Raw genomic sequence first — 19,937 nt, 5'->3', positions numbered from 1 at the left:
CGAACGGCAAAGTGGTTGCGGTCTCGATCCCTCGAGTATGCATAGTTGTGTATACTTATCCCGATATTACCGTATCGGATCGCCGAGATATACACGCTCGTGGCCCCGAGCGGGTCGCGGTTTCGATACCCTTTTTCGCGATGGTTGCGGACGGACTACTATGACCGACACCGACGCCCTGTACGCCGTCTCGCCACTGGACGGTCGGTACAGCAGCCGGACCGCACCGCTGTCGCCCTACGCCAGCGAGGCCGCGCTCATGCGAGCGCGGGTTCGCGTCGAAGTCGAGTACCTCATCGCGCTGGCCGATCTGGAGGCGACGCCGCTGGAGTTCGACCTCGAGGAGCGCGAACACCTCCGGGGTCTCTACAAGCACTTCGCCGAGGAGGACGCCCGTCTGATCAAGAAACTCGAGACCGAGGGCCACGACGAGTTCGAGGCGACCAACCACGATGTCAAGGCCGTCGAGTACTTCGTCCGCCACGAACTCCCCGCCGACAGCGACGCCTCGGCGTGGATCCACTTCGGGCTGACCAGCGAGGACGTGAACAACCTCGCCCATCGGCTGCTCGTCCGGGACGCCGTCGACGAGGTGCTCCTGCCCGAACTGTACGACGTCCGCGACACGGTGGCGGAGATGGCGCGGGAACACCGGGCCGTCCCGATGCTGGCCCGCACCCACGGCCAGCCCGCGACGCCGACCACCTTCGGCAAGGAGATGGCCGTCTACGCCTCTCGACTGGCCCGCGCGACGGGTCGCATCCGACGGGCGACCGACGACCTGCGGGGGAAACTCGGCGGCGCGTCCGGAACCTACGCGGCCCACCACGCGGCCTACCCCGACGTCGACTGGCCGGCGTTCGCCCGGGACTTCGTCACGGGGCTGGGGCTCGAGTTCGAACCCCTCACGACGCAGGTCAACCCGTGTGACGACCTCGCGACCCTCTTCGACGCCTTCCGCGGAGCCAACGACGTCATCCTCGACCTCGATCTGGACGTCTGGCTCTACGTCTCCGACCGCTATCTCGGCCAGGAGGCCGTCGAGGGCGAGACGGGCTCCTCGACGATGCCCCACAAGGTCAACCCGATCGACTTCGAGAACAGCGAGGGCAACCTCTCGAAGGCCAACTCGGACCTGACCTTCCTCGCCGACTACGTCACCACCTCGCGACTCCAGCGTGACCTCTCGGACTCGACGGTCAAGCGCAACATCGGCGCCGCCTTCGCCCACTGCCTGATCGGCTACACCAAGACCGCCGCCGGCCTCGAGAAGGTCGTCCCCACCGAGCGGGTGATGCGCGAGGAGCTCGAGTCGACCCCCGAGATCATCGGCGAAGCGGTCCAGACGATCCTCCGCCGGGAGGGCCAGGAGGACGCCTACGAGCGCGTCAAGGCCGTGACCCGGGGTAAGGACGTCTCGATCGAGGACTTCCGCGAGCTGTTCGACGACCTCGACGTCGACGAGGACGTCCGCGAGGAACTGCTGGCCCTGACGCCGACGGACTACGTCGGCGTCGCCGACGAACTGGTCGACGACCTCGAGTAACGAGGATCGCCCGACGGGGGCCACCCGACGTGTCAGTACCTATTTCTATCCGTAGTGGGTAGGATCGACCGTGTCCTCGAGTCGATCGATCGTCGGAACGGTTCCGGCGCGCGTCCGCGTCGTCGTCCTCTGTCTCGGCCTCGCGTTCGGCGGCTGGCTGACCGGCTACGCCGCGGCGCTGGGCGTCCAGGGACAGGTGTTCGCGCTCGGCTACGAGGTCGAGGCGATCACCCAGATCGCCACGTCGGTCGCGTTCAACGTCGTCGGGGCCGGCGGTCTCGCGCTGACGTATCTGATCGTTCGCCGCGAGGGTTTCGACCGCGACTTCGTCCGCACGTTCCTCCGACTCCGCAACCCGACGATCTGGGATCTGGCGTGGATCGTCCTCGGACTGGTCGGGGCGTTTATCGTCGTCGTCGGCTATCACGGCCTCGTCGAGTACGTCGATCCGTTCGGCACCGGTGGCGAGGGCGAGACCCACTCGAGCATCGAGGAGAACCGCCGACGTCCGGTCCTGTTTCTCGTCGGCATTCCGATCGCGCTCCTCCTCACCGGTCCCGGGGAGGAACTGCTCTACCGCGGGGTCGTCCAGTCGCGACTCGGCGAGTCGTTCCCGACGCCGCTGGCGGTCCCCCTGTCCGCGCTCGTCTTCGCCGCCGTCCACTTCCCCGTCTACATGGGCGAGGAGTTCGGCGCCGTCCTCGTGAGTCTCGGCACGGTGCTGGCGCTGGGACTCTACCTCGGCACGCTGTACGAACTCTCCGGCAGCCTGCTCGTCCCGGCGCTGGTCCACGGCTGCTACAACGCGATCGTCTACCTCTCGAACTACCTGACGTACGCCTGAGATCGGGCCGCAGCGACCGAGAGGTCCGAGTCGCCCGTCGGTGATTTCGATGACTTGCGACTCGAGCCCCGCTGCGAACGACTACTGTGTCCCGTCGCCGCCCCCATCGTCGTCCGCGTCGGCGTCCCACCGCCAGCCACCGACGGTCCAGTTCTCGTCGTCCCCGACGATGTCGATCTCGTCCCGGCCGGCACCGTCATCGCCGTCCCGTTCGAGGACGGCCTCCGTTCCGTCCGGCCACGAACGTTCCTCGCGGTCTGCCGACGGTTCGGCAGGTTCGTCTCCGCTGTTCCAGGCCACGGCGGACGGCGCCCGGTCCGATTCGGTCTCCCGCCCGGCACTCGAGCGACCGGTTTCCGACCTCCCGGTCGACCCGCGGGCCGCGTCGCCGCCGAACAGGCGCTCGTCGACGTCGAACCACCGTCTCGCGACGGCGCCGATTGCGACCGTCGCCAACCCCATCGCCACCAGCGCGCCGAACACGGGGACGAGTTGACTCGCACCGAGGACGACGGCGCCGACGACGACCGCCGGAACGAGCGATGCCGAATCGCTGCGCCGTCCGACGAGTCGGTCGCCGATCGCGACGGCTCCGAGACAGCCGCCGACGACCACGGTGAGCCCCCAGACGAACAGTCCCGGCGCGGCCACGGTCGCCGTCAGGGCGGAGACCACCGCGTGATCGAACGCCGTCGAGAGGACCAACGGCAGCGTCACGGCGACGAGCAGTCCGAACAGGCCGAGGAATCCGACGGCAAAGGAGCGATCCGGCCGCTCGGCGATGTCGTCGCTGATCGTTCGCGCAAACGACGAGGCGGCGGTGAGGAGAACGACGCCGACGAGCACCGCGACGACCGTCGCGCCGATCGCGAGCCAGAACGGGCGCGGAACGGGGGCGTCGACGCTCGAGGCGGCGAGGTCTGAGGCGGCGAACGGAGCCGTCGAGTCCGGACCGACGGCGGGGAGGGTCACCGGAGCGAACGCGGTTTCGGGGGCGACGGCGAGGGGAGACACGTACGTCTCGGATAGATGTGGAAGTATCGACAAAAAACGCCCGATCGGATCGGCTCCATCGGTCGGAACGTCCGCTCGAGCGCCCGGTCGCACACACGGACGGGTTACGCGACGAGGAGGCGGGCTATGCGACGAGCGTTCGGAGCGTCTCCTCGAGCGCCCGCGCCGCGTCCCGCACGGCGTCGACGCGGACGTACTCCCGCGGGGCGTGGGCGACCGCGCCCTCGTCGTCGGCGAGCACGCCGGGGCCGAAGACGACCGTCGGCGCGTCGGCCGCGAAGTAGGAGGCCTCCGTCGCGGCGGTGAACGGGCGCACCGCGCCGCCGGACGCGTCCGCGAGGACGTCGACGACCGCTGCGTCGGGGTCGGTGTCCCAGGCCTCGAGGAACGGCGTCGGTCGGTCGGTAAAGCGGAACTCGACGCCGATGTCCTCGGGAACGGCGCGACGCAACTGGTCGGTCAGCGCGGCGTGGAACTCGTCGGCCGTCTCGGGCGGAACGCTGCGGCGGTCGACCGTCAGCGCGCAGTCGGCCGGCACCTGGTTCGTCGCCTCGCCGCCCTCGACGACGGTCGGGGTCAGCGTCGCGGCGCCGAGTTGGGGATGCTCGGGCGGCGCGTCGTCGCGCTCGCCGAAGGTGCGGATCGCCGCGAGGACGGGCTCGAGCGCCCCGACGGCGTTGGTTCCGGTCTCCGGTTCGGCGGCGTGGGCGTTGGCTCCCGTCAGATGGATCGTTCCCTGAAAGCGTCCCTTCGCGGCCGTACAGACGTCCAGATCGGTCGGCTCGCCGACGATCACGGCGTCGGCGTCTCGAGTCGGCGATTCGTCGCCGGAGACGAGTTCGTAGGCGCCGGTCGAGAGCACCTCCTCGTCCGGCGTGATCGCGAGCGTGACATGCCCTTCGGTGGGATCGACGGCGAAGAAGGCCGCGAGCAACGCGGCGAGCGGTCCCTTCGCGTCGCAGGAGCCTCGCCCGCGGATTACGTCGCTCTCGCCGTTCCCGGTGTCGACCTCGGTCTCACCCGTTCCCTCGGGAACGCCCGCGTCCCGTTCGAACGGGACGTGCGGCGAGACGGTGTCGATGTGCGTGTTCAGCACGACCTGGGTCTCGGCGTCGGCCGCCCCGCGGGTCGCGAGCACGTTCCCGCCGTCGTCGACGCGGGGCTCGACGCCGCGGGCCTCGAGCGTTTCGCACAGAAACGCCCGCATCGGACCGACGTCCTCGTGAGAGGGGTGCTGGACGGCCGTCTCGAGGAACTCGATGGGATCGAAGCCAGCGAATTCGGCGTCTTCGGCTGCTATCGCTCCGTCGTCCCCGCTCACAGTTCAGTCGGCGATCGGACGGTCACCTCGCCGTCGAACTCGTGTTCGACGGGGCCGGACAGGGTCGCGTTCCCGCGGTCGTTGAAGCTCACCTGCAGGTCACCGCCCGGCGGGTGGACGTCGACCGGGTCGGCGTCAGTGCGACCGAGTCGGCGCGCGACGACGGCGATGGCGACCGCGCCGGTGCCACAGGAGTCGGTCTCGCCCTCCACGCCGCGTTCGTAGGTCCGCTGGTCGAAGCCGCCCGCGCCGTCCGGGCTGGCGAGCGTGACGTTCGTTCCGACGGGGAACGCGTCGCCGTAGCGGACCGGCGGGGCGATCGTCTCGAGGTCTACCTCGTCGACGTCGTCGACGAACGCGACGGCGTGGGGGACGCCGGTGTTGACCATCGTCACCTCGAGGCCCTCGATCTCCTCCTCGAAGACGGGCTCGTCGGCCCTGACGGGGACCTCCGCGGGATCGAACGTCGGCGTGCCCATCTCGATGGTGATCGTCTCGTCGGTTCGGTCCGCTCGGAGGGTGCCCGACTGCGTGTCGATCATGACGCTGTCGGCGCCGGTCTTCCGCATGGCCCAGTCGGCGGCACAGCGCGCGCCGTTGCCGCACATCGGGGCCGTCGCGCCGTCTGGCTGGACCAGCGTCATGATGACCCGCGGGGGCTGGAACCGCTCCTCTAAGGCGAGATAGAGGACGCCGTCGGCACCGACGCCGTCGTCGCGGTCGCACTCGCGCTCGGCGAGCGCGCCCCGATCGGGGACGTACTCGTCCGCGTGGATGATTAGAAAGTCGTTGCCGGTGCCGTGGTACTTCTGGAATGGAACGCTCATCGTGCTATCGTGTGTCGCGGTCGTCATCGTTATGGGCTTCTCGGTCCGCGTCCGCCGGACGGGACCGGTTCGTCTCGAGTCGCGTTACGTCGTCGAACGTCTCGCGTCGCCGGGCGAGTCGCACGTCGTCGCCGTCGACGACGACCGACGCGGGTCGCGGCCGGGAGTTGTACTGGCTGGCCATCTCGTAGCCGTAGGCTCCCGCATTGCCGATCGCGAGGACGTCCCCGCGCTCGCTTGCGACCAGTTGACGGTCCGTACAGAAAACGTCCCCGCTCTCGCAGATCGGGCCGGCGATCGTCTGCGGGACCGTTTCGCGACCGGTATCGGCCGATTCGACGGGTTCGTCGCTCGAGTCGACGTCGATGTCCGCCGTCAGATTTCGAATCGGGTGATAGGCGTCGTACATCGCGGGCCGCAGCAGGGTCGTCATCCCGGCGTCGACGCCGACCGCGAGGGTGTCGCGGGCCTCCTTGACGGTGTTGACCGCGGTCAGGAGGACGCCCGCGTCGGCGACGAAGTAGCGGCCGGGTTCGATCGTCAGCCGCGCGTCGACGTCGCCGAGCGCCTCGCGTGTCGCCTCGGCGACCGCCTCGAGATCGAGCGGCGCCTCGTCCTCGCGGTAGGGGACGCCGAAGCCGCCGCCGACGTCGACGAACTCGAGGTCGCCGTCCAGGGCCTCGCTCACCTCACGCGCGAGCTCACCCATCCGCGCGACGAACTGCCGGTGGTCGTCCAGTTGGTCGCTCGAGACGCCCGACCCCACGTGGGCGTGGATCCCGACGACGTCGAAGCCCCGATCGGCGGCGTCGGCGAGCACGTCGACGGCGCGCTCGATCGGCACGCCGAACTTGGCGGCGGCGCCGGTCTTGACCTTCTCGTGGTGGCCGGCGTCGATACCGGGGTTCACGCGGAGGCAGAGCCGGCCGTCGTAGCCCCGTTCCTCGAGGCGGTCGATCGTGTCCGCGGCGCCGACGGTGATCGTCAGGTCGGGGTACTCCTCCCAGGCGTCGACGACCCAGTCCAGATCCCGCGCGGGCGGGTTGACCGCGGTGTAGTGGACGTCAGCGCCGGATGCGTCGCTCCTATCGCTCGACTCGGTGGCCGCGAGCGCGCGCTTGACTTCTCCGGCCGAGGCACACTCGAGGCCCGCTCCCTCCTCGTGGAGCGCCTCGAGGACGTCTCCGAGGGCGTTGGCCTTCACGGCGTACATGATCTCGGCGTCGGGAAACGCCGCCGCGAGGCGACGATAGTTCTCGCGCACGCGCTCTACGTCGAGCACGTACAGCGGCGAGCCGTAGTCGCCGACCAGCGACTCGAGGCGAGTCACGTCCCAGTCGGCGAGCCGGCGGACGGCCGGCGAATCCGCGAGGGTACTCATTGTCACTTGCAAGTGACCGCGAGGATTCAAGCGTTTGGGTTCCAGTTCTCGATCGTATCCGTCTGGACGTACGGATTGGGGGCTTCGCGGTGGGCTCGAGAGTTCCGTGACTGAAATCGCCGCTGTAGAACCAGCCTGCCAAAAATAGCCGCGTAGTCCCGCTCGAACCGATTATTCCCGAAGCGCGTCCTCGCGCTCGGTGGCCTCGAGCGTCTCCGTCTCGAGATCGGTCGCCACCACGGCGGGCTTGTAGGCGCCGCCGTCGAAGAGGTCGTGGTCGCTGATCGAGGACTCGACGAAGCGCGTGAACGCGCGGCGGTCGGCGGGCAGTTCGCCGTAGACGACCTCCTCCTCGACGAGGTCGTAGACGGGGATGCGCGGCGTCAGCAGGGTGTTCTCCCCGACGACGCTGTTCTCGCCGACGACGAAGCCGCTGGTGACGCGACAGCCGGCGCCCAGGGAGACGTTGTCCTCGACGATGACCGGCGCGTTCTCGACGGGCTCCAGAACCCCCCCGATGAGGGTGTTGGCGCCGAGCTTGACGTTTTCCCCGATCTGGGCGCAGGAGCCGACGGTGTCACAGGAGTCGACGAGCGTACCGTCGCCGACGTGGGCACCGATGTTGACGAACGACGGGCTCATCATGATGCAGTCCGAGCCGATGTGAGCGCCCTGTCGGACGACGGTGCCGTCGGGCGTGTTGCGGCTCCCGCGGTCGCCGTACTCGCTCGAGTCGGCCAGCGGCAGGACGTCGTTGTACGTCGTGGCCCCGTGTTCGTACTGCTGGATCTCCCGGAGGCCGAAGTTCAGCAGGATGCCCTGCTTGACCCACTCGTTGGCCTCCCACGAGTCGCCCCGCTTCTCGGCGGCGCGGACCTCGCCGTCCTCGAGGGCCTCGAGGAAGGCCTCGAGGGTCGCGTACTCGTCCTCGCCGGCCGTCTCGGCGTCGACGTCGCCGTTCTGATATCGCGTCCACAGCTCCGAAATCTCGGTTTCGAGTGCGCTCATTCGCTGATCACGTCCGCGAAGTCGTATTGACCCGCCTTCTGTCCAGCGATCCAGACCGCCGCGTCGACCGCGCCGGCGGCGAAGACGCCCCGGTCCTCCGCGCGGTGCGTGAGTCGGACCTCCTCGTGGTTGCCCGCGAGGACGAGCTCGTGTTCGCCGGTGACGTCGCCCGCGCGAAGCGCGTGGACGCCGATCTCGCCCTCCTCGCGGGGGGCCTCGCCCTCGCGTCCGTGCGTGCGCTCGGAGAACTCCCCGTTGGCCTCGATCTCCTCGAGCAGTCGGTTCGCGGTCCCGCTGGGCGCGTCGCGCTTCCCGTTGTGGTGGGTCTCGACGAGTTCGACGTCGTAGCCCGGCAGGTTCTGCACCGCTTCGCCGACGACGTTCACCAGCGCCTGTACGCCGCGGGCGAAGTTCGGCGCGTGGAGGACCGCGACATCCTCGCCGGCGTCCTCGAGCGCCTCGCGCTGGTCGTCGTCGAACCCGGTGGTTCCCGTGACGAAGGCGACGCCGGCGTCAGCGCAGGCCGCGGCGTAGTCGACGGCCGACTCGGGGCCGGTGAAGTCGATGACGGCGGTGGGCTCGCGGTCGACGACCAGCGAGTCGAACTCGTCGGCCGGCTCGATCTCGACGCCGTCGACGGTCTCGCCGTCGGGGTCGCGGTTGACCGCGAAGACGACCTCGCAGTCGTCGCGGCCGACAACGGCGGCGATCACTTCCCGGCCCATTCGACCGGTCGCGCCGGTGACGCCGATCCGGACCGTCATCGATCGCCCTCCACTGCGGTTCCGTCGTCGCTCGCGTCGGTGGTGCCGGCGGTCCACGACTCGTCCTCGAGATCCGCGAGGACGGCCTCGAGGTCCTCGCGGTACTCCTCGGAGAGGCGGGTCAGCGGCGAGCGCATGCGAGCGGGGCCGTAGCCGCGGATCTGCATCGCTTCCTTGACCGGAATCGGGTTGGTCTCGACGAACAGTTCGCGGAACAGCGGCCCGAGTTCGTGGTGGAGTCGCTGCGCGCGCTCGTAGTCGCCGTCGAGGGCCGCGCCGACCATCGCGCACGTGCGTTCGGGTTCGATGTTCGCGGCGACGCTGATCGTTCCGGTACCGCCGACGGAGATCGTCGGCAGCGTGAGCGCGTCGTCGCCCGAAAGCACCGCGAACTCCTCGTCGGTCGTTCGCTCGGCGATTTCGCCGATCTGGCCGAGGTCGCCGCTGGCGGCCTTGTAGCCCGCGATGTTCTCGTGGCTCGCGAGTTCGACGGCGGTGTCGGGCTCGATGTTCTGGCCCGTCCGCGAGGGGACGTTGTAGACGATCTGCGGGAGGTCGACCGCGTCGGCGATCGTCCGATAGTGTTCGACGAGCCCGCGCTGTTCGGGCTTGTTGTAGTACGGCGAGATGAGCAGGAGTCCGTCAGCGCCCGCGTCGGCCGCGCGTTCGGAGAGCTCGAGCGCCTCGCGGGTGTTGTTCGAGCCCGTGCCCGCGATGACGGGGACGTCGTCGACGGCCTCGATGACCGCTTCGACGACCTGGACGTGTTCGTCGTGGGTCAGCGTCGCCGACTCGCCGGTCGAGCCGACGGGGACGAGCCCGTCGACGCCCGCGGCCTCGAGTCGCTGCGCGTCGGTCTGGAGCGTTTCGAAGTCGATCCGTTCGTCGCTGTCGAAGGGCGTACACATGGCCGGGAAGACGCCCGAAAGGTCGAGTGCTGTCATTGTGGAATGGCTGTGTCGTATCGGTGGTGGTGGTGGTGGTTCGATCGTCCGTGATCGATCGTCGCTCGTGTGCGGACCGAGACCGCGCCCGAAACGGGGCTGCTACACCCGCTACGAGCACTCTCACACACGTTTACGTTTCGAAAAACGAGGGGTAACGCCGCTCGAGACGGAGCCGACGGATCGGTGAGCGACGTGACGCATACCTGACCCACGGATCCGGAATCCCTTATCGGTTGCGTCTTCGATCAGCGATCGTCCCCAGTATGTGCCAGAAGCTGACATGATGTTCCGCGTAATTTATCCCCGAGGGTTACATAGCATCACCTATGACGGATTTCGGACTGAAACTTCGGATGGTCGTCGTCGGCACCATCCTGTTCGCCTTCTACGTCGGTGCAGCGACGTTTTTGGCCCTGCTATTCGGTGTTAGCCCGCTTCTGATACTTCCCGCCGGGATCGTCATTCTCCCCGCGATCCAGTACAAACTCGGCAAGTGGATGGCGCTCAGAGGCGCCGAGGAGATGCCCGAGGAGGGCCAGTACCGCGAGGTCCATCGGATGACCGAATCGCTCTCCCGCGATATGGGCGTCGACAAGCCCAAGCTGATGGTGATGAGCATGGGCGTCCCCAACGCCTTCGCCGTCGGCCGCAAGGGCGCCGGCGTCGTCTGCGTCTCGACGGAACTCATGCAGATCCTCGAGCGCGACGAACTCGAGGGCGTCATCGCCCACGAGATCGCCCACATCAAGAACCGCGACGTCATCACGATGGTCATCGGCCAGTCCATCGGGATGATGGTCGGCTACGTCGCCTACTTCGCGGTCCTGATGGGCGGTGAACGCAACATCGGCACCTGGATCCTCGCGATGGTCGCCTCCTCGCTGGCGAACATGCTCGTGATGATCTTCGTGCTGGCCATCTCGCGGTACCGCGAGTACGTCGCCGACGAGGACGCCCGCCAGTACATCGGCACCGGCGAACCGCTGGCGCGCGCCCTCGAGAAGATCTCGAGCGGCGCACAGGGCCGTGAGTCGCAGTTGGACGACAGCATGAGCGCGCTCTGTATCATGAACACCGACCGCGGCCTCATGGAGAAGCTGTTCGCGAGCCACCCGCCGACGGAGAAGCGCATCGAGAAGCTCCGAAGCTAAGCGGTCCCGCTCCTCGACCGTTCCGCACCGACGATATCGTTCTCACACCGAGAGCCGCTGCGCCGGCGACCCGTTCTCGTTCAGTCAACCGACCAACACCTATTTCAGGTGTCACCTGAGATTTCAGGTATGGAGTGGCCGACGGACTGGGGACTGCGAGTCCGTATGCTCGTGACGATGGTCCTGCTGGTGGCGGTGTATCTGGCCGTCGGGGCCATCAGTACTACCGTGATCGTCAGCTACACCAACGGCGCCGGTATCGTCGTCTACGGGCTCCTCGCGCTCGGCTTCGCCGGCGTCCACTACTGGTACGCTACGCGGCTTCTCCCGCGGGGTCTGGGCGCGACCGCGGTCGGTCCTGACGAGCATCCCGACCTCTACGCGACGGTCGAGCGGCTCGCCCGGCAGGCAGACCTCCCGGCTCCGACGATCGCCGTCGTCGACGCCGCGGTACCCAACGCCTTCGTCACCGGCTACAGCCGCCGGAGCGCCACGATCACGGTGACCAGCGGCCTGCTCGAGACGCTCGAGGGCGAACAGCGCGAGGCCGTCATCGCGCACGAACTGGCCCACGTCAAGAATCGGGACGCGATCGCGATGACCCTCGCCTCGTTTCTCCCGACGATCGCGCTCATGATTCTCGTGGCGAGCGGTCTGGCCCTCGGCGGTCGTGACGGTGGCCACGACGTTCCGAGCGGTGTCGTCGTACTCGCCCCCGTTTCGATCGTCGCCTGGCTCGTCGGCTCCGTTTTCGTTCGCCTCTTCGCTCGCCACCGCGAGGTCGCCGCCGACAGCGGTGCGGTCGCGATCACCGGCGACCCGTCGGCGTTGGCCGCCGCGCTGCGATCGCTCTCGGACGAACTCGAGCGCGTTCCCGACGAGGACCTGCGCGGTGTCGCCGAACTGAACGCCTTCTTCGTCGTCCCCGTGAAGTCGGGCTTCGTCGGCCGGTTCGTCTCGACCCATCCGTCGGTCGACCGGCGAATCGAGCGGTTGCAACGCCTCGAGCGCCAACTGGAGTGACTCGCTGTACCGTCGTCTCTCGCCGCGGACGATCGTCGCGACGCTCGAGACGGAAACCGGCGATCGTGCGACCCGCGGAACGCCGCGGTTTTTACGGTTGCTCTGCACAGTGTAATTCATGACCGAAATTCATCCCGGCCAGCGCGTCGCCGTTCTCGTCGACGCCCAGAACCTCTATCACACCGCACAGAGTCTCCACAGCCGGAATATCGACTACTCCGCGCTGCTCGACAAGGCCGTCCAGGACCGCCAGCTCACTCGCGCGATCGCCTACGTCATCCGCGCGGACTCCCCCGAGGAGGAGAGCTTCTTCGAGGCGCTGATCGACATCGGCTTCGAGCCGAAGATCAAGGACATCAAGACGTTCTCGGACGGGACGAAGAAGGCCGACTGGGACGTCGGGATGAGCTTAGACGCGGTGACGCTGGCCAACCACGTCGATACGATCGTGCTCTGTACCGGCGACGGCGACTTCTCGCGGCTCTGCTCGCATCTGCGCCACGAGGGCGTCCGCGTCGAGGTGATGGCGTTCGAATCCTCAACAGCCGAGGAACTCATCGCGGCGGCCGATTCCTTCGTCGACCTGGGCGAACGCCACGAGACGTTCCTCCTCTGAGCGCGGGACGCGTCTCCGCGACTCAGGATCGGTCCGGGGATCGCTCCGTCCAGAGTCCGACTACCAGTGCGTATCCGGTGATGAGAAACATCGCTCCCGTCAGGACGTATACGAGCGGCCCGGAGACGAGCGTTGCCGGCCCGGCCAGCGTCAGGGTGCCGAACAGGAGGAGCGCGACCCCGAGGGCGATTTGCGTGGCGTCCATTCGATATCGGAATTACTGAATCGAGTATTATAACGTTCGCTATTTCCGTTCTGTCAGAAATTTCGATAGCTCGGGCGATACGGGTCGGTGATGCGACCGCGGGAATCGAGATCGGCCGCTCGAGTCCGGTGCGAGGTCGAAGGGCTTTCGACCGCGCGCGTGAAATTCCGCCCAATGAGCGATCCAGCCGACGGGCACGGACAGGCGGGACTGCCGGAACTGCGGACCATCGCGGACTACCAGTTCGGAGCGGGCGCGGGCGCGGCCCTCTTTCCGTCCGCGGAGTCACTGGCGATCAAGCGCACCTCCTCGGGTCGGCCCCAGCAGGTCCACGCCGACGACGGTCGGCTCGTCTCCTTCGGGACCGACGGTCGATTCACCCTCGGCCTCGAGGGCGGTCGTCGGCTCCACGCGGCCCTCGAGCACCCGGCCTATCGCGTCGTCGTCGACGACGAGAGCGAACCGTTCGTCCGCGACGAGAAGAACGTCTTCACGAAGTTCGTCCTCGAGGCGGGCCCCGAAATCCGGCCGGGCGACGAGGTGCTGGTGGTCCACGAGCGCGGCGAGTTGATCGCGGTCGGGACGGCGGAACTGGCTGCCGACGCCATCGCGGACTTCGAGACCGGGATGGCGGTGAACGTGCGCGAGGGCGCGCCAGCGGAGAACTAAACCAGAATACGTGGCCGGGAGCATACCCGAACGAATGTGAGGGTATGTGACTCGGGGGAGGGCAGGCCGTCACACGAAACCGACCGCGAGCGACCGAAGGGAGCGAGCGGGCCGACGACCGATGTGACCGAACGACTGAAAGGAGTGAGAGAACGGAGGGAGGAGCGCTTTTCATCAAAGTTTTACCGAGTGCGGTCGCGAAGCGACCGCACACAGAGTAAAAGTTTGAACCGCAGAGTAAAAGGTCGCGGGTGGCGACGTATCGGGTATGTTTGGAGGAGGCGGCGGCGGTCTGAATCCGCGCAAGATGGAACAGATGATGCAACAGATGGGGATCGACGTCGAGGATATCGACGCCGAGGAGGTCATCATCCGCACCGACGAGTACGACCTCGTCTTCAACAATGCCGAGGTCACCAAGATGGACGCCCGCGGCGAGGAGACCTACCAGATCATCGGCTCGCCCGAACAGGTCGAGTCCGGTGCCGCCGGCGCCAGCGCCGGCGCCGACGCGGACGCCGGGGACGCGATCCCCGACGAGGACGTCGAACTCGTCGCCACCCGCGCCGGCGTGAGCGAGGACGACGCCCGCGACGCGCTCGAGGCGGTCGACGGCGATCTCGCCGCGGCGGTCGAGCGTCTCGAGTGACGTGACCGACGATAGCGCTTCCGAGACCGACGCGAACGGAGACGGAACCGCGAGCGCCGACGGGACTGCGGACGCGGATGCAGATGTGGACGCGGACGACCGCGTCCCCGTCCTGCTCGTCAAGGGCGACCGCGAGTACCTGATCCGACCCGGCGGCGAGCAGGGAACGGATCTGGGCGTGCTCGAGGTCCCCGAGGACGTCCAGCCGGGCGACACCGTCGAGACGCATCTCGGCGAGGCGTTTCGGGTGCGCCGGCTTCGCGGCCCGGACCTGTTTCACCAGTTCGAGCGGACGGGGGCGCCGATGGTCCCCCGCGACGTCGGACTGGTGATCGGCGAGACCGGCGTCTCGCGGGGCGACCGCGTGCTCGACACCGGCACCGGAACGGGCGTGCTCGCGGCCTCGATGGCCCGCGCGGGCGCCGAGGTGGTGACCTACGAACGCGATCCGGAGTTCGCGGACGTCGCCCGAGAGAACATGAAACTCGGCGGCGTCGACGACAGCGTCGACGTCCGGACCGGCGATCTGACCGACGAGATCGACGCGCTCGAGCCCTCGTCGTTCGACGTGCTGACCCTCGATACGGGCGACGCGGCGGCCGTCGTCGAGCACGCGCCCGATCTGCTGGTCGACGGCGGCTTCATCGCGGTCTACAGCCCGTTCATCGAGTCGACCCGCGAGGTCGTCGCGGCGGCCCGCGAGGTCGACCTGTCGAACGTCCGCACGCGCGAGACGATCCAGCGGGAGATGCAGTTCGACGACCGCGGCTCGCGGCCGTCGACCGCGCCGGTGGGTCACACGGGCTACCTGACGATCGCCCGAAACGTCTGAGGTCGGGAGCCGACCGGTGACGATCGGAACTGTTCGCGGCGTTACATCACCGTCGCCGGAATCCGGCCGTAAACTGGCACTTACCGCAGATTTTCATTCAGTTTCGAGTTGCGAATGGCTGCGACTGTTCGCAACCTTCTTTATTCGTTCGGGTGTCGAGACAGATAGCAATGGCTGTACTCTGGCTGGACGAGATCAGTGCCGGCGACCTCGAGAAGGTCGGCGGCAAAGGCGCCTCCCTGGGCGAGTTGACGGGTGCTGGGCTGCCCGTGCCCCCGGGATTCGTCGTAACCGCCGGGACCTATCGATCGTTCATCGAAGAAGCCGAAATCGACGAGGAACTGTTCGAAGCGGTCGACGTCGACGTCGACGACTCGTCGGCGCTGGCCGACGCCGCCGACCGCGCCCAGGAACTCATCCTCGAGACGCCGTTCCCCGACGAACTGCGCGAGGAAATCCTCGAGTCCTACCGACAGGTCGGCGACGGGGAGGCGTTCGTCGCGGTGCGGTCGTCGGCGACGGCCGAGGACCTGCCCGACGCCTCCTTCGCGGGCCAACAGGAGACGTTCCTCAACGTCACCGAGGAGGCGCTGCTCGATCGCGTCCGGGAGTGCTGGGCCTCGCTGTTCACCCAACGAGCGATCTACTACCGCCAGGAGCAGGGCTTCGACCACTCGGCCGTGAACATCGCGGTCGTCGTCCAGCAGATGGTCGACGCCGAGAAGTCCGGCGTGATGTTCACGAGCCACCCCTCGACGGGCGATCCGACGATGATCATCGAGGCCGCCTGGGGGCTCGGCGAGGCCGTCGTCTCCGGAGCCGTCTCCCCGGACAACTACGTCGTCGAGCGCGAGGATCGATCGATCGACGTCACCGTCGCCGAGAAGAAGGTGATGCACGAAAAGGACGAGGAGACCGGCGAGACCGTCGAGACCGAGGTCCCGCAGGACAAGCGCAACCAGCGAGTGCTCAGCGACGACGAGATCGGCGCCCTGATGGATCTCGGCGAGCGCGTCGAGGACCACTACGACGAACCCCAGGACGTCGAGTGGGCCATCGTCGAGGGCGACGTCTACATGCTCCAGTCCCGCCCGATCACCACCATCGACGAGAGCGACGGCGGTGCAACTGCCGCCGAGGCGACCGGCGGCGTCGACGTCTCGAAGGGCCTGACCGACGGCAGCGGCGGCGTTCAGGCTTCCAGCGGCGGCGAGTCCTCGAGTTCGGGGACGGACGCCTCCGGCGAGGTCATCGTCGACGGCCTGGGCTCGAGTCCGGGCACCGTCAGCGGCGCCGCGCGGATCGTCACGAAACTCGACGACCTCGATAAGGTCGGCGAGGGCGACATCATCGTCACCGAGATGACGATGCCGGACATGGTCCCCGCGATGAAGCGGGCGTCGGGGATCATCACCGACGAGGGCGGCATGACCAGCCACGCCGCCATCGTCTCGCGCGAACTGGGCGTCCCCGCCATCGTCGGGACGACCAACGCGACGTCCGTCTTAGAGGACGGGCAGGTCGTCACGCTCGACGGCGACAAGGGCGCCGTGTTGGAGGGCTCTGCGGTCGAACCCGACGAGGAGACCGAACCCGTCGAGGAGGTCCGCCCGCAGTCGCCGGTCAAGCCCATGACCGCGACCGAAGTCAAGGTCAACGTCTCGATCCCGGAGGCCGCCGAACGCGCGGCGGCGACCGGCGCCGACGGCGTCGGACTGCTCCGCATGGAGCACATGATTCTCTCGCTGAACCAGACGCCCGCGAAGTTCATCGACGAGAACGGCGAGGACGCCTACATCACGGAGCTCGTCGAGGGGATCCGCGGGGTCGCCGACGAGTTCTACCCCCGTCCAGTCCGCGTACGCACCCTCGACGCCCCGACTGACGAATTCCGCCAGCTCGAGGGCGGCGAGGACGAACCGAAAGAGCACAACCCGATGCTGGGGTACCGCGGCATCCGGCGGTCGCTCGACCGCCCCGACGTCTTCGCCCACGAACTCGAGGCGTTCCGGCGGCTCTACGAGATGGGCTACGACAACGTCGAGATCATGTTCCCGCTGGTCAACGACGCCGAGGACATCTATCAGGCCAAGTCGCTCATGAAAGAGGCCGGAATCGACCCCGAGAAGCGCCGCTGGGGCGCGATGATCGAGACGCCGGCCTCGGCGCTGTCGGTCGAGGAGATGGCCGAGGCGGGTATCGACTTCGCCTCCTTCGGCACCAACGACCTCACCCAGTACACGCTCGCGGTCGACCGCAACAACGAGCACGTCGCCGACCGCTTCGACGAACTCCACCCCGCGATCCTGAAGCTGATCGGTGACGTCATCGAGACCTGCCGCGAACACGACGTCGACACGAGCATCTGCGGGCAGGCCGGCTCCAAGCCCGAGATGGTCCAGTTCCTCGCCAAGGAAGGCGTTACGTCGATCTCCGCGAACATCGACGCCGTCCGCGACGTCCAACACGAGGTCAAGCGCGTCGAACAGAAGCTCCTGCTCGATTCGGTTCGCTAACCGCTCCGTTCGCCGTTTTTGTCGTCGCCCGCCGCCGTCCGTTAGCTATCGTGTCGCGACTGAACTGCGACGCAGCGGTCCGCGAGTCGCCTCGTCACCTCGAGAGCGCGTCGAACTCCGAGGACCCGCAGCGACAGCCGTCCTTTCGGCCGATCGGTTGGACGGTGCCGTCGGCGAGGACCCACGCGGAGTAGACGGCCTCGCAGTCGCGACATTGCGCGGCTACTTTCTCCCATTCGTCGGTCGCGGGCTCGCCGGTCTCCTGTCTCTGGCGGTGGCCTGTCATATACGGATAAAGACGACCCTTGCGGAAGAGAGAGGTGGTTGTATACACCACCACGAAAGCGAACGGTCGGTGTCGCCGAGAGCGGGAGTCACTCGTCGTCCGGATGGGAGAACGTCAGCGTGCTCGTAATGAGGTTCCGATGGGCGGCGTGAAATCGCTTCGAGAGCGCCTGCTGGGAGACGTCCATTCGGTCGGCGAGTTCGGTCATCGTGATCCCCTGTGGGATTTCGTAGTACCCCTCCTCGAGCGCCGTGACCAGCGTCTCGCGTTGCTTCGTCGTGAGATCGTACTGGGCGCTGGCCATCGGCTGTTCCTGGTCCTTGATGCGATTGAGTTCGAACGCGATCCCGTTGTCCTCGCAGTAGTCCTGGAACTTCGCGAGGCCGTCCCGATCGTCGAATCGCATCCGGAGTTCCCAGCTTTCGTCCCGCCCGACCGCCTGGAGGATCGTCGCCCCGAGTTCGACGTAGGCGTAGACGATCGTTTCGACGTTCCGCGTCCACTCGGCGCGGTACAGTACGGCGTCGTCGACTTCGTCGATCGGCGTGACGCCCGTGACGGAGTCGTCTTCCTGAAACGCCGCCTCGAACTCGGCGTGGTCGCCGCCGCTGACCCAGAAGTACGGCATCACTCTGTCCTCCATCGTCGCCACGACCTGCTCGATCTCGACGACCATCTGCGGCGCCGCCGTGAGGGCGTGATGGAGCGCCAGATCGTCGGATTTGACCGAGAACTCGGCGATAACGCTCATACGACTCGTTCACGGTTGCGCTGAATAAATCCGCGGACTGCACCGGCGTCTCGTTCCCGACCGCTGCTCGAGGTCCCGTCGGCTACGAGCCCGTCTTCTCGACGTGGTACCAGCTCCCGTCCCAGCTCAGCCCGTATGCGAGGACGGACCTGAGCGTGAGCACCCCGAATGCGGGGTAGCACAGCGGCGCGAGGGCGACGCTCCACGAGAGCCCGTCGATCCGACCGTCGCGGTGGTCGCGGACGGCGACGAGGCCGATCGTGGCCACGAGGGCCGCCGACGGGAGCAGGACGGCGGATTCGACGTCGAGGACGAGCAGGAACAGGAGCTTCGAGACCAGCGCGAGGGTGAACAGACTGCCGAACAGGCTCGAGCACATCCGACCGATCGAGACCGCGCCGCGGTGGCCGACCCGACCGCGCAGGAGGTCGACGAGGGTGGCGTGGAGCACCTCGACCTGGCCGACGCGCCAGCGCTTGCGCTGGCCCCAGAGGTCGCTCCAGGTGTGTGGTGCCTCCATCGTGTTGGTACACTGGCGGGCCTGTCTGACCTCGAGGCCCTCGCGGTAGCAGGCGTGAGCGAAGTCGAGGTCCTCGGTGAGCACGTCGTCGTAGCCGCCGACGCGCTCGATGGCCTCGCGGGTAAACGCCGTCGAGGAACTGCGGCAGTTCGTGAAGCCGGCCAGTTCGACCAGCTTGTAGCTGGCGTGGAAGACGACCCGCTCGCAGTAGGCGACCGTCTCGACGACGCCGGTCGGCCGCGGGACGCGCCGGCCCTGAAAGACGTCCGCGCCGTCGCGGAGTTCGCCCACCGCTGTCGGGACGAACTCGGGGGCGATCCACTCGTCGGCGTCGAAGACCGCGAAACGGTCGGCGTCGCTCTCGCGGACCGCGTCGTTGATCGCGCCCGCTTTCGATCCCGGTTCGCCGTTTATCAGACACGTCACGCGGTCGCGTTCGGCCGCGAGTTCTCGAGCCCGCGCGAGCGTCACCTCGTCGTTCGGTTCGGCGACGATCGCGACCTCGAGGTTCTCGTAGGGGCTCTCACAGAGGCTCTCGACGCTCTCGGCCATCACCTCGTGATCGCGGTAGACCGGGACGATCGCCGTCAGTTTCGGGCCGTCGGTGACCCGCTCGAGGTCGTCGCGCGAGGACCACACCTCCCGAACCAGCAGCAGGCCGGTCAGGCCGACGAAGAACGTGAAGACCGCGGCGGCCGACAGCGCCTCGAGGAAGACGAAGCGGACGGTGATCGCCAGTAGGTCGATCGTGAACGACTGTACCTCCGTCGCGTCGACGAAGCCGAATACTAACAGCACGAGGGCACCGCCACCGGTGCCGAGATACTCGGCGAACCGCGACGCGGTCGATCTCATTATCGGGAGTTTCGACTGACGGGGTATCAACGTTCTGGGCCCCCGTTCGCGGGTCGACCCACCGCGACCGAGTGCGGCGGCCCGTCGAGCGCCGACTCGAGCGGTGATATTTCGCGTCAGTTCCCGACGGCGGGTCGGGATTCGAAGCGCGTGTCGTCCCGTATCGCGACACGCGGAATCATGGTGGCTAAACGCAACGTCTAAACGGGCGA

Annotated in this window: 20 protein-coding genes; 9 read left to right on the top strand and 11 right to left on the bottom strand. The window is 67.6% G+C overall.

What is annotated here, in order from left to right; translation table 11 throughout:
• Positions 1 to 160: 160 nt before the first annotated feature.
• Together purB and WD430_RS03485 are read left to right on the top strand one after the other, a co-directional pair.
• Positions 161 to 1,546 (top strand): adenylosuccinate lyase, encoded by a 1,386-nt coding sequence (gene purB / locus WD430_RS03490; RefSeq protein ID WP_339104644.1) that lies wholly within the window; start codon positions 161 to 163, stop codon positions 1,544 to 1,546.
• Between the two features lie 70 nt (positions 1,547 to 1,616).
• Complete coding sequence (locus WD430_RS03485) at positions 1,617 to 2,390, top strand: CPBP family intramembrane glutamic endopeptidase (RefSeq protein WP_339104643.1); 774 nt, start codon at positions 1,617 to 1,619, stop codon at positions 2,388 to 2,390.
• Between the two features lie 81 nt (positions 2,391 to 2,471).
• Here the strand turns inward: WD430_RS03485 and WD430_RS03480 are convergent, their stop codons facing one another.
• From WD430_RS03480 to dapA, 7 genes are all read right to left on the bottom strand, one after another.
• Entirely contained in the window at positions 2,472 to 3,404 is a 933-nt protein-coding gene (locus tag WD430_RS03480) for a hypothetical protein (RefSeq protein ID WP_339104642.1), read from the bottom strand.
• Positions 3,405 to 3,528: 124 nt separating this feature from the next.
• Positions 3,529 to 4,725, bottom strand: a complete 1,197-nt coding sequence (locus tag WD430_RS03475) for a M20 family metallopeptidase (protein WP_339104641.1) — start codon at positions 4,723 to 4,725, stop codon at positions 3,529 to 3,531.
• Positions 4,722 to 5,552, bottom strand: a complete 831-nt coding sequence (gene dapF, locus WD430_RS03470; RefSeq protein ID WP_339104640.1) for a diaminopimelate epimerase — start codon at positions 5,550 to 5,552, stop codon at positions 4,722 to 4,724. Before dapF ends, WD430_RS03475 begins: the two co-directional genes overlap by 4 nt.
• Before the next feature lie 4 nt (positions 5,553 to 5,556).
• Positions 5,557 to 6,933: a diaminopimelate decarboxylase gene (lysA, locus tag WD430_RS03465; protein ID WP_339104639.1), complete on the bottom strand. Its 1,377-nt coding sequence runs from the start codon at positions 6,931 to 6,933 to the stop codon at positions 5,557 to 5,559.
• 171 nt (positions 6,934 to 7,104) lie between these two features.
• A complete protein-coding gene (locus WD430_RS03460; RefSeq protein ID WP_339104638.1) occupies positions 7,105 to 7,941 on the bottom strand; it encodes a 2,3,4,5-tetrahydropyridine-2,6-dicarboxylate N-succinyltransferase in 837 nt (278 codons plus the stop codon).
• Complete coding sequence (gene dapB / locus WD430_RS03455; RefSeq protein WP_339104637.1) at positions 7,938 to 8,705, bottom strand: 4-hydroxy-tetrahydrodipicolinate reductase; 768 nt, start codon at positions 8,703 to 8,705, stop codon at positions 7,938 to 7,940. The genes WD430_RS03460 and dapB overlap by 4 nt, the downstream gene beginning before the upstream one ends.
• Positions 8,702 to 9,649, bottom strand: a complete 948-nt coding sequence (gene dapA / locus WD430_RS03450) for a 4-hydroxy-tetrahydrodipicolinate synthase (protein WP_339104636.1) — start codon at positions 9,647 to 9,649, stop codon at positions 8,702 to 8,704. The genes dapB and dapA overlap by 4 nt, the downstream gene beginning before the upstream one ends.
• A gap of 329 nt (positions 9,650 to 9,978) precedes the next feature.
• Here dapA and WD430_RS03445 point away from each other — a divergent pair, with 329 nt between their 5' ends.
• The 3 genes from WD430_RS03445 (at position 9,979) to WD430_RS03435 (ending at position 12,442) form a co-directional block, all read left to right on the top strand.
• Positions 9,979 to 10,803 (top strand): M48 family metalloprotease, encoded by an 825-nt coding sequence (locus WD430_RS03445; RefSeq protein ID WP_339104635.1) that lies wholly within the window; start codon positions 9,979 to 9,981, stop codon positions 10,801 to 10,803.
• 129 nt (positions 10,804 to 10,932) lie between these two features.
• Entirely contained in the window at positions 10,933 to 11,826 is an 894-nt protein-coding gene (locus WD430_RS03440; RefSeq protein ID WP_339104633.1) for a M48 family metalloprotease, read from the top strand.
• A gap of 118 nt (positions 11,827 to 11,944) precedes the next feature.
• Positions 11,945 to 12,442, top strand: coding sequence for an NYN domain-containing protein (locus WD430_RS03435; protein ID WP_008896190.1), 498 nt, complete (start codon positions 11,945 to 11,947; stop codon positions 12,440 to 12,442).
• Positions 12,443 to 12,464: 22 nt separating this feature from the next.
• Here WD430_RS03435 and WD430_RS03430 read toward each other — a convergent pair whose 3' ends face one another.
• Positions 12,465 to 12,647 (bottom strand): hypothetical protein, encoded by a 183-nt coding sequence (locus tag WD430_RS03430; RefSeq protein ID WP_339104632.1) that lies wholly within the window; start codon positions 12,645 to 12,647, stop codon positions 12,465 to 12,467.
• Between the two features lie 174 nt (positions 12,648 to 12,821).
• Between WD430_RS03430 and WD430_RS03425 the strand changes: the two genes are divergently transcribed.
• From WD430_RS03425 to ppsA, 4 genes are all read left to right on the top strand, one after another.
• Positions 12,822 to 13,316, top strand: a complete 495-nt coding sequence (locus WD430_RS03425; protein ID WP_339104631.1) for a PUA domain-containing protein — start codon at positions 12,822 to 12,824, stop codon at positions 13,314 to 13,316.
• Between the two features lie 268 nt (positions 13,317 to 13,584).
• Positions 13,585 to 13,965 (top strand): nascent polypeptide-associated complex protein, encoded by a 381-nt coding sequence (locus WD430_RS03420; protein ID WP_339104630.1) that lies wholly within the window; start codon positions 13,585 to 13,587, stop codon positions 13,963 to 13,965.
• 1 nt (position 13,966) lies between these two features.
• Positions 13,967 to 14,797: a methyltransferase domain-containing protein gene (locus WD430_RS03415; RefSeq protein ID WP_339104629.1), complete on the top strand. Its 831-nt coding sequence runs from the start codon at positions 13,967 to 13,969 to the stop codon at positions 14,795 to 14,797.
• A 170-nt stretch (positions 14,798 to 14,967) separates the two neighbouring features.
• The gene (gene ppsA / locus WD430_RS03410; RefSeq protein WP_339104628.1) at positions 14,968 to 17,313 is read left to right on the top strand and encodes a phosphoenolpyruvate synthase; all 2,346 of its coding nucleotides are present in this window, start codon (positions 14,968 to 14,970) and stop codon (positions 17,311 to 17,313) included.
• Positions 17,314 to 17,407: 94 nt separating this feature from the next.
• Here ppsA and WD430_RS03405 read toward each other — a convergent pair whose 3' ends face one another.
• From WD430_RS03405 to WD430_RS03395, 3 genes are all read right to left on the bottom strand, one after another.
• Positions 17,408 to 17,599 carry a hypothetical protein gene (locus WD430_RS03405; RefSeq protein WP_339104627.1) on the bottom strand — a complete coding sequence of 64 codons (192 nt, stop codon included), beginning with the start codon at positions 17,597 to 17,599 and terminating at the stop codon, positions 17,408 to 17,410.
• Between the two features lie 88 nt (positions 17,600 to 17,687).
• Positions 17,688 to 18,350: a bacterio-opsin activator domain-containing protein gene (locus WD430_RS03400; RefSeq protein WP_339104626.1), complete on the bottom strand. Its 663-nt coding sequence runs from the start codon at positions 18,348 to 18,350 to the stop codon at positions 17,688 to 17,690.
• Positions 18,351 to 18,432: 82 nt separating this feature from the next.
• A complete protein-coding gene (locus tag WD430_RS03395; protein WP_339104625.1) occupies positions 18,433 to 19,725 on the bottom strand; it encodes a glycosyltransferase family 2 protein in 1,293 nt (430 codons plus the stop codon).
• Between the last annotated feature and the right edge of the window lie 212 nt (positions 19,726 to 19,937).

This window comes from Haloterrigena sp. KLK7 (assembly GCF_037914945.1).
Lineage (GTDB): Archaea > Halobacteriota > Halobacteria > Halobacteriales > Natrialbaceae > Haloterrigena > Haloterrigena salinisoli.
This window is presented reverse-complemented; position numbering and strand designations above follow the sequence as displayed.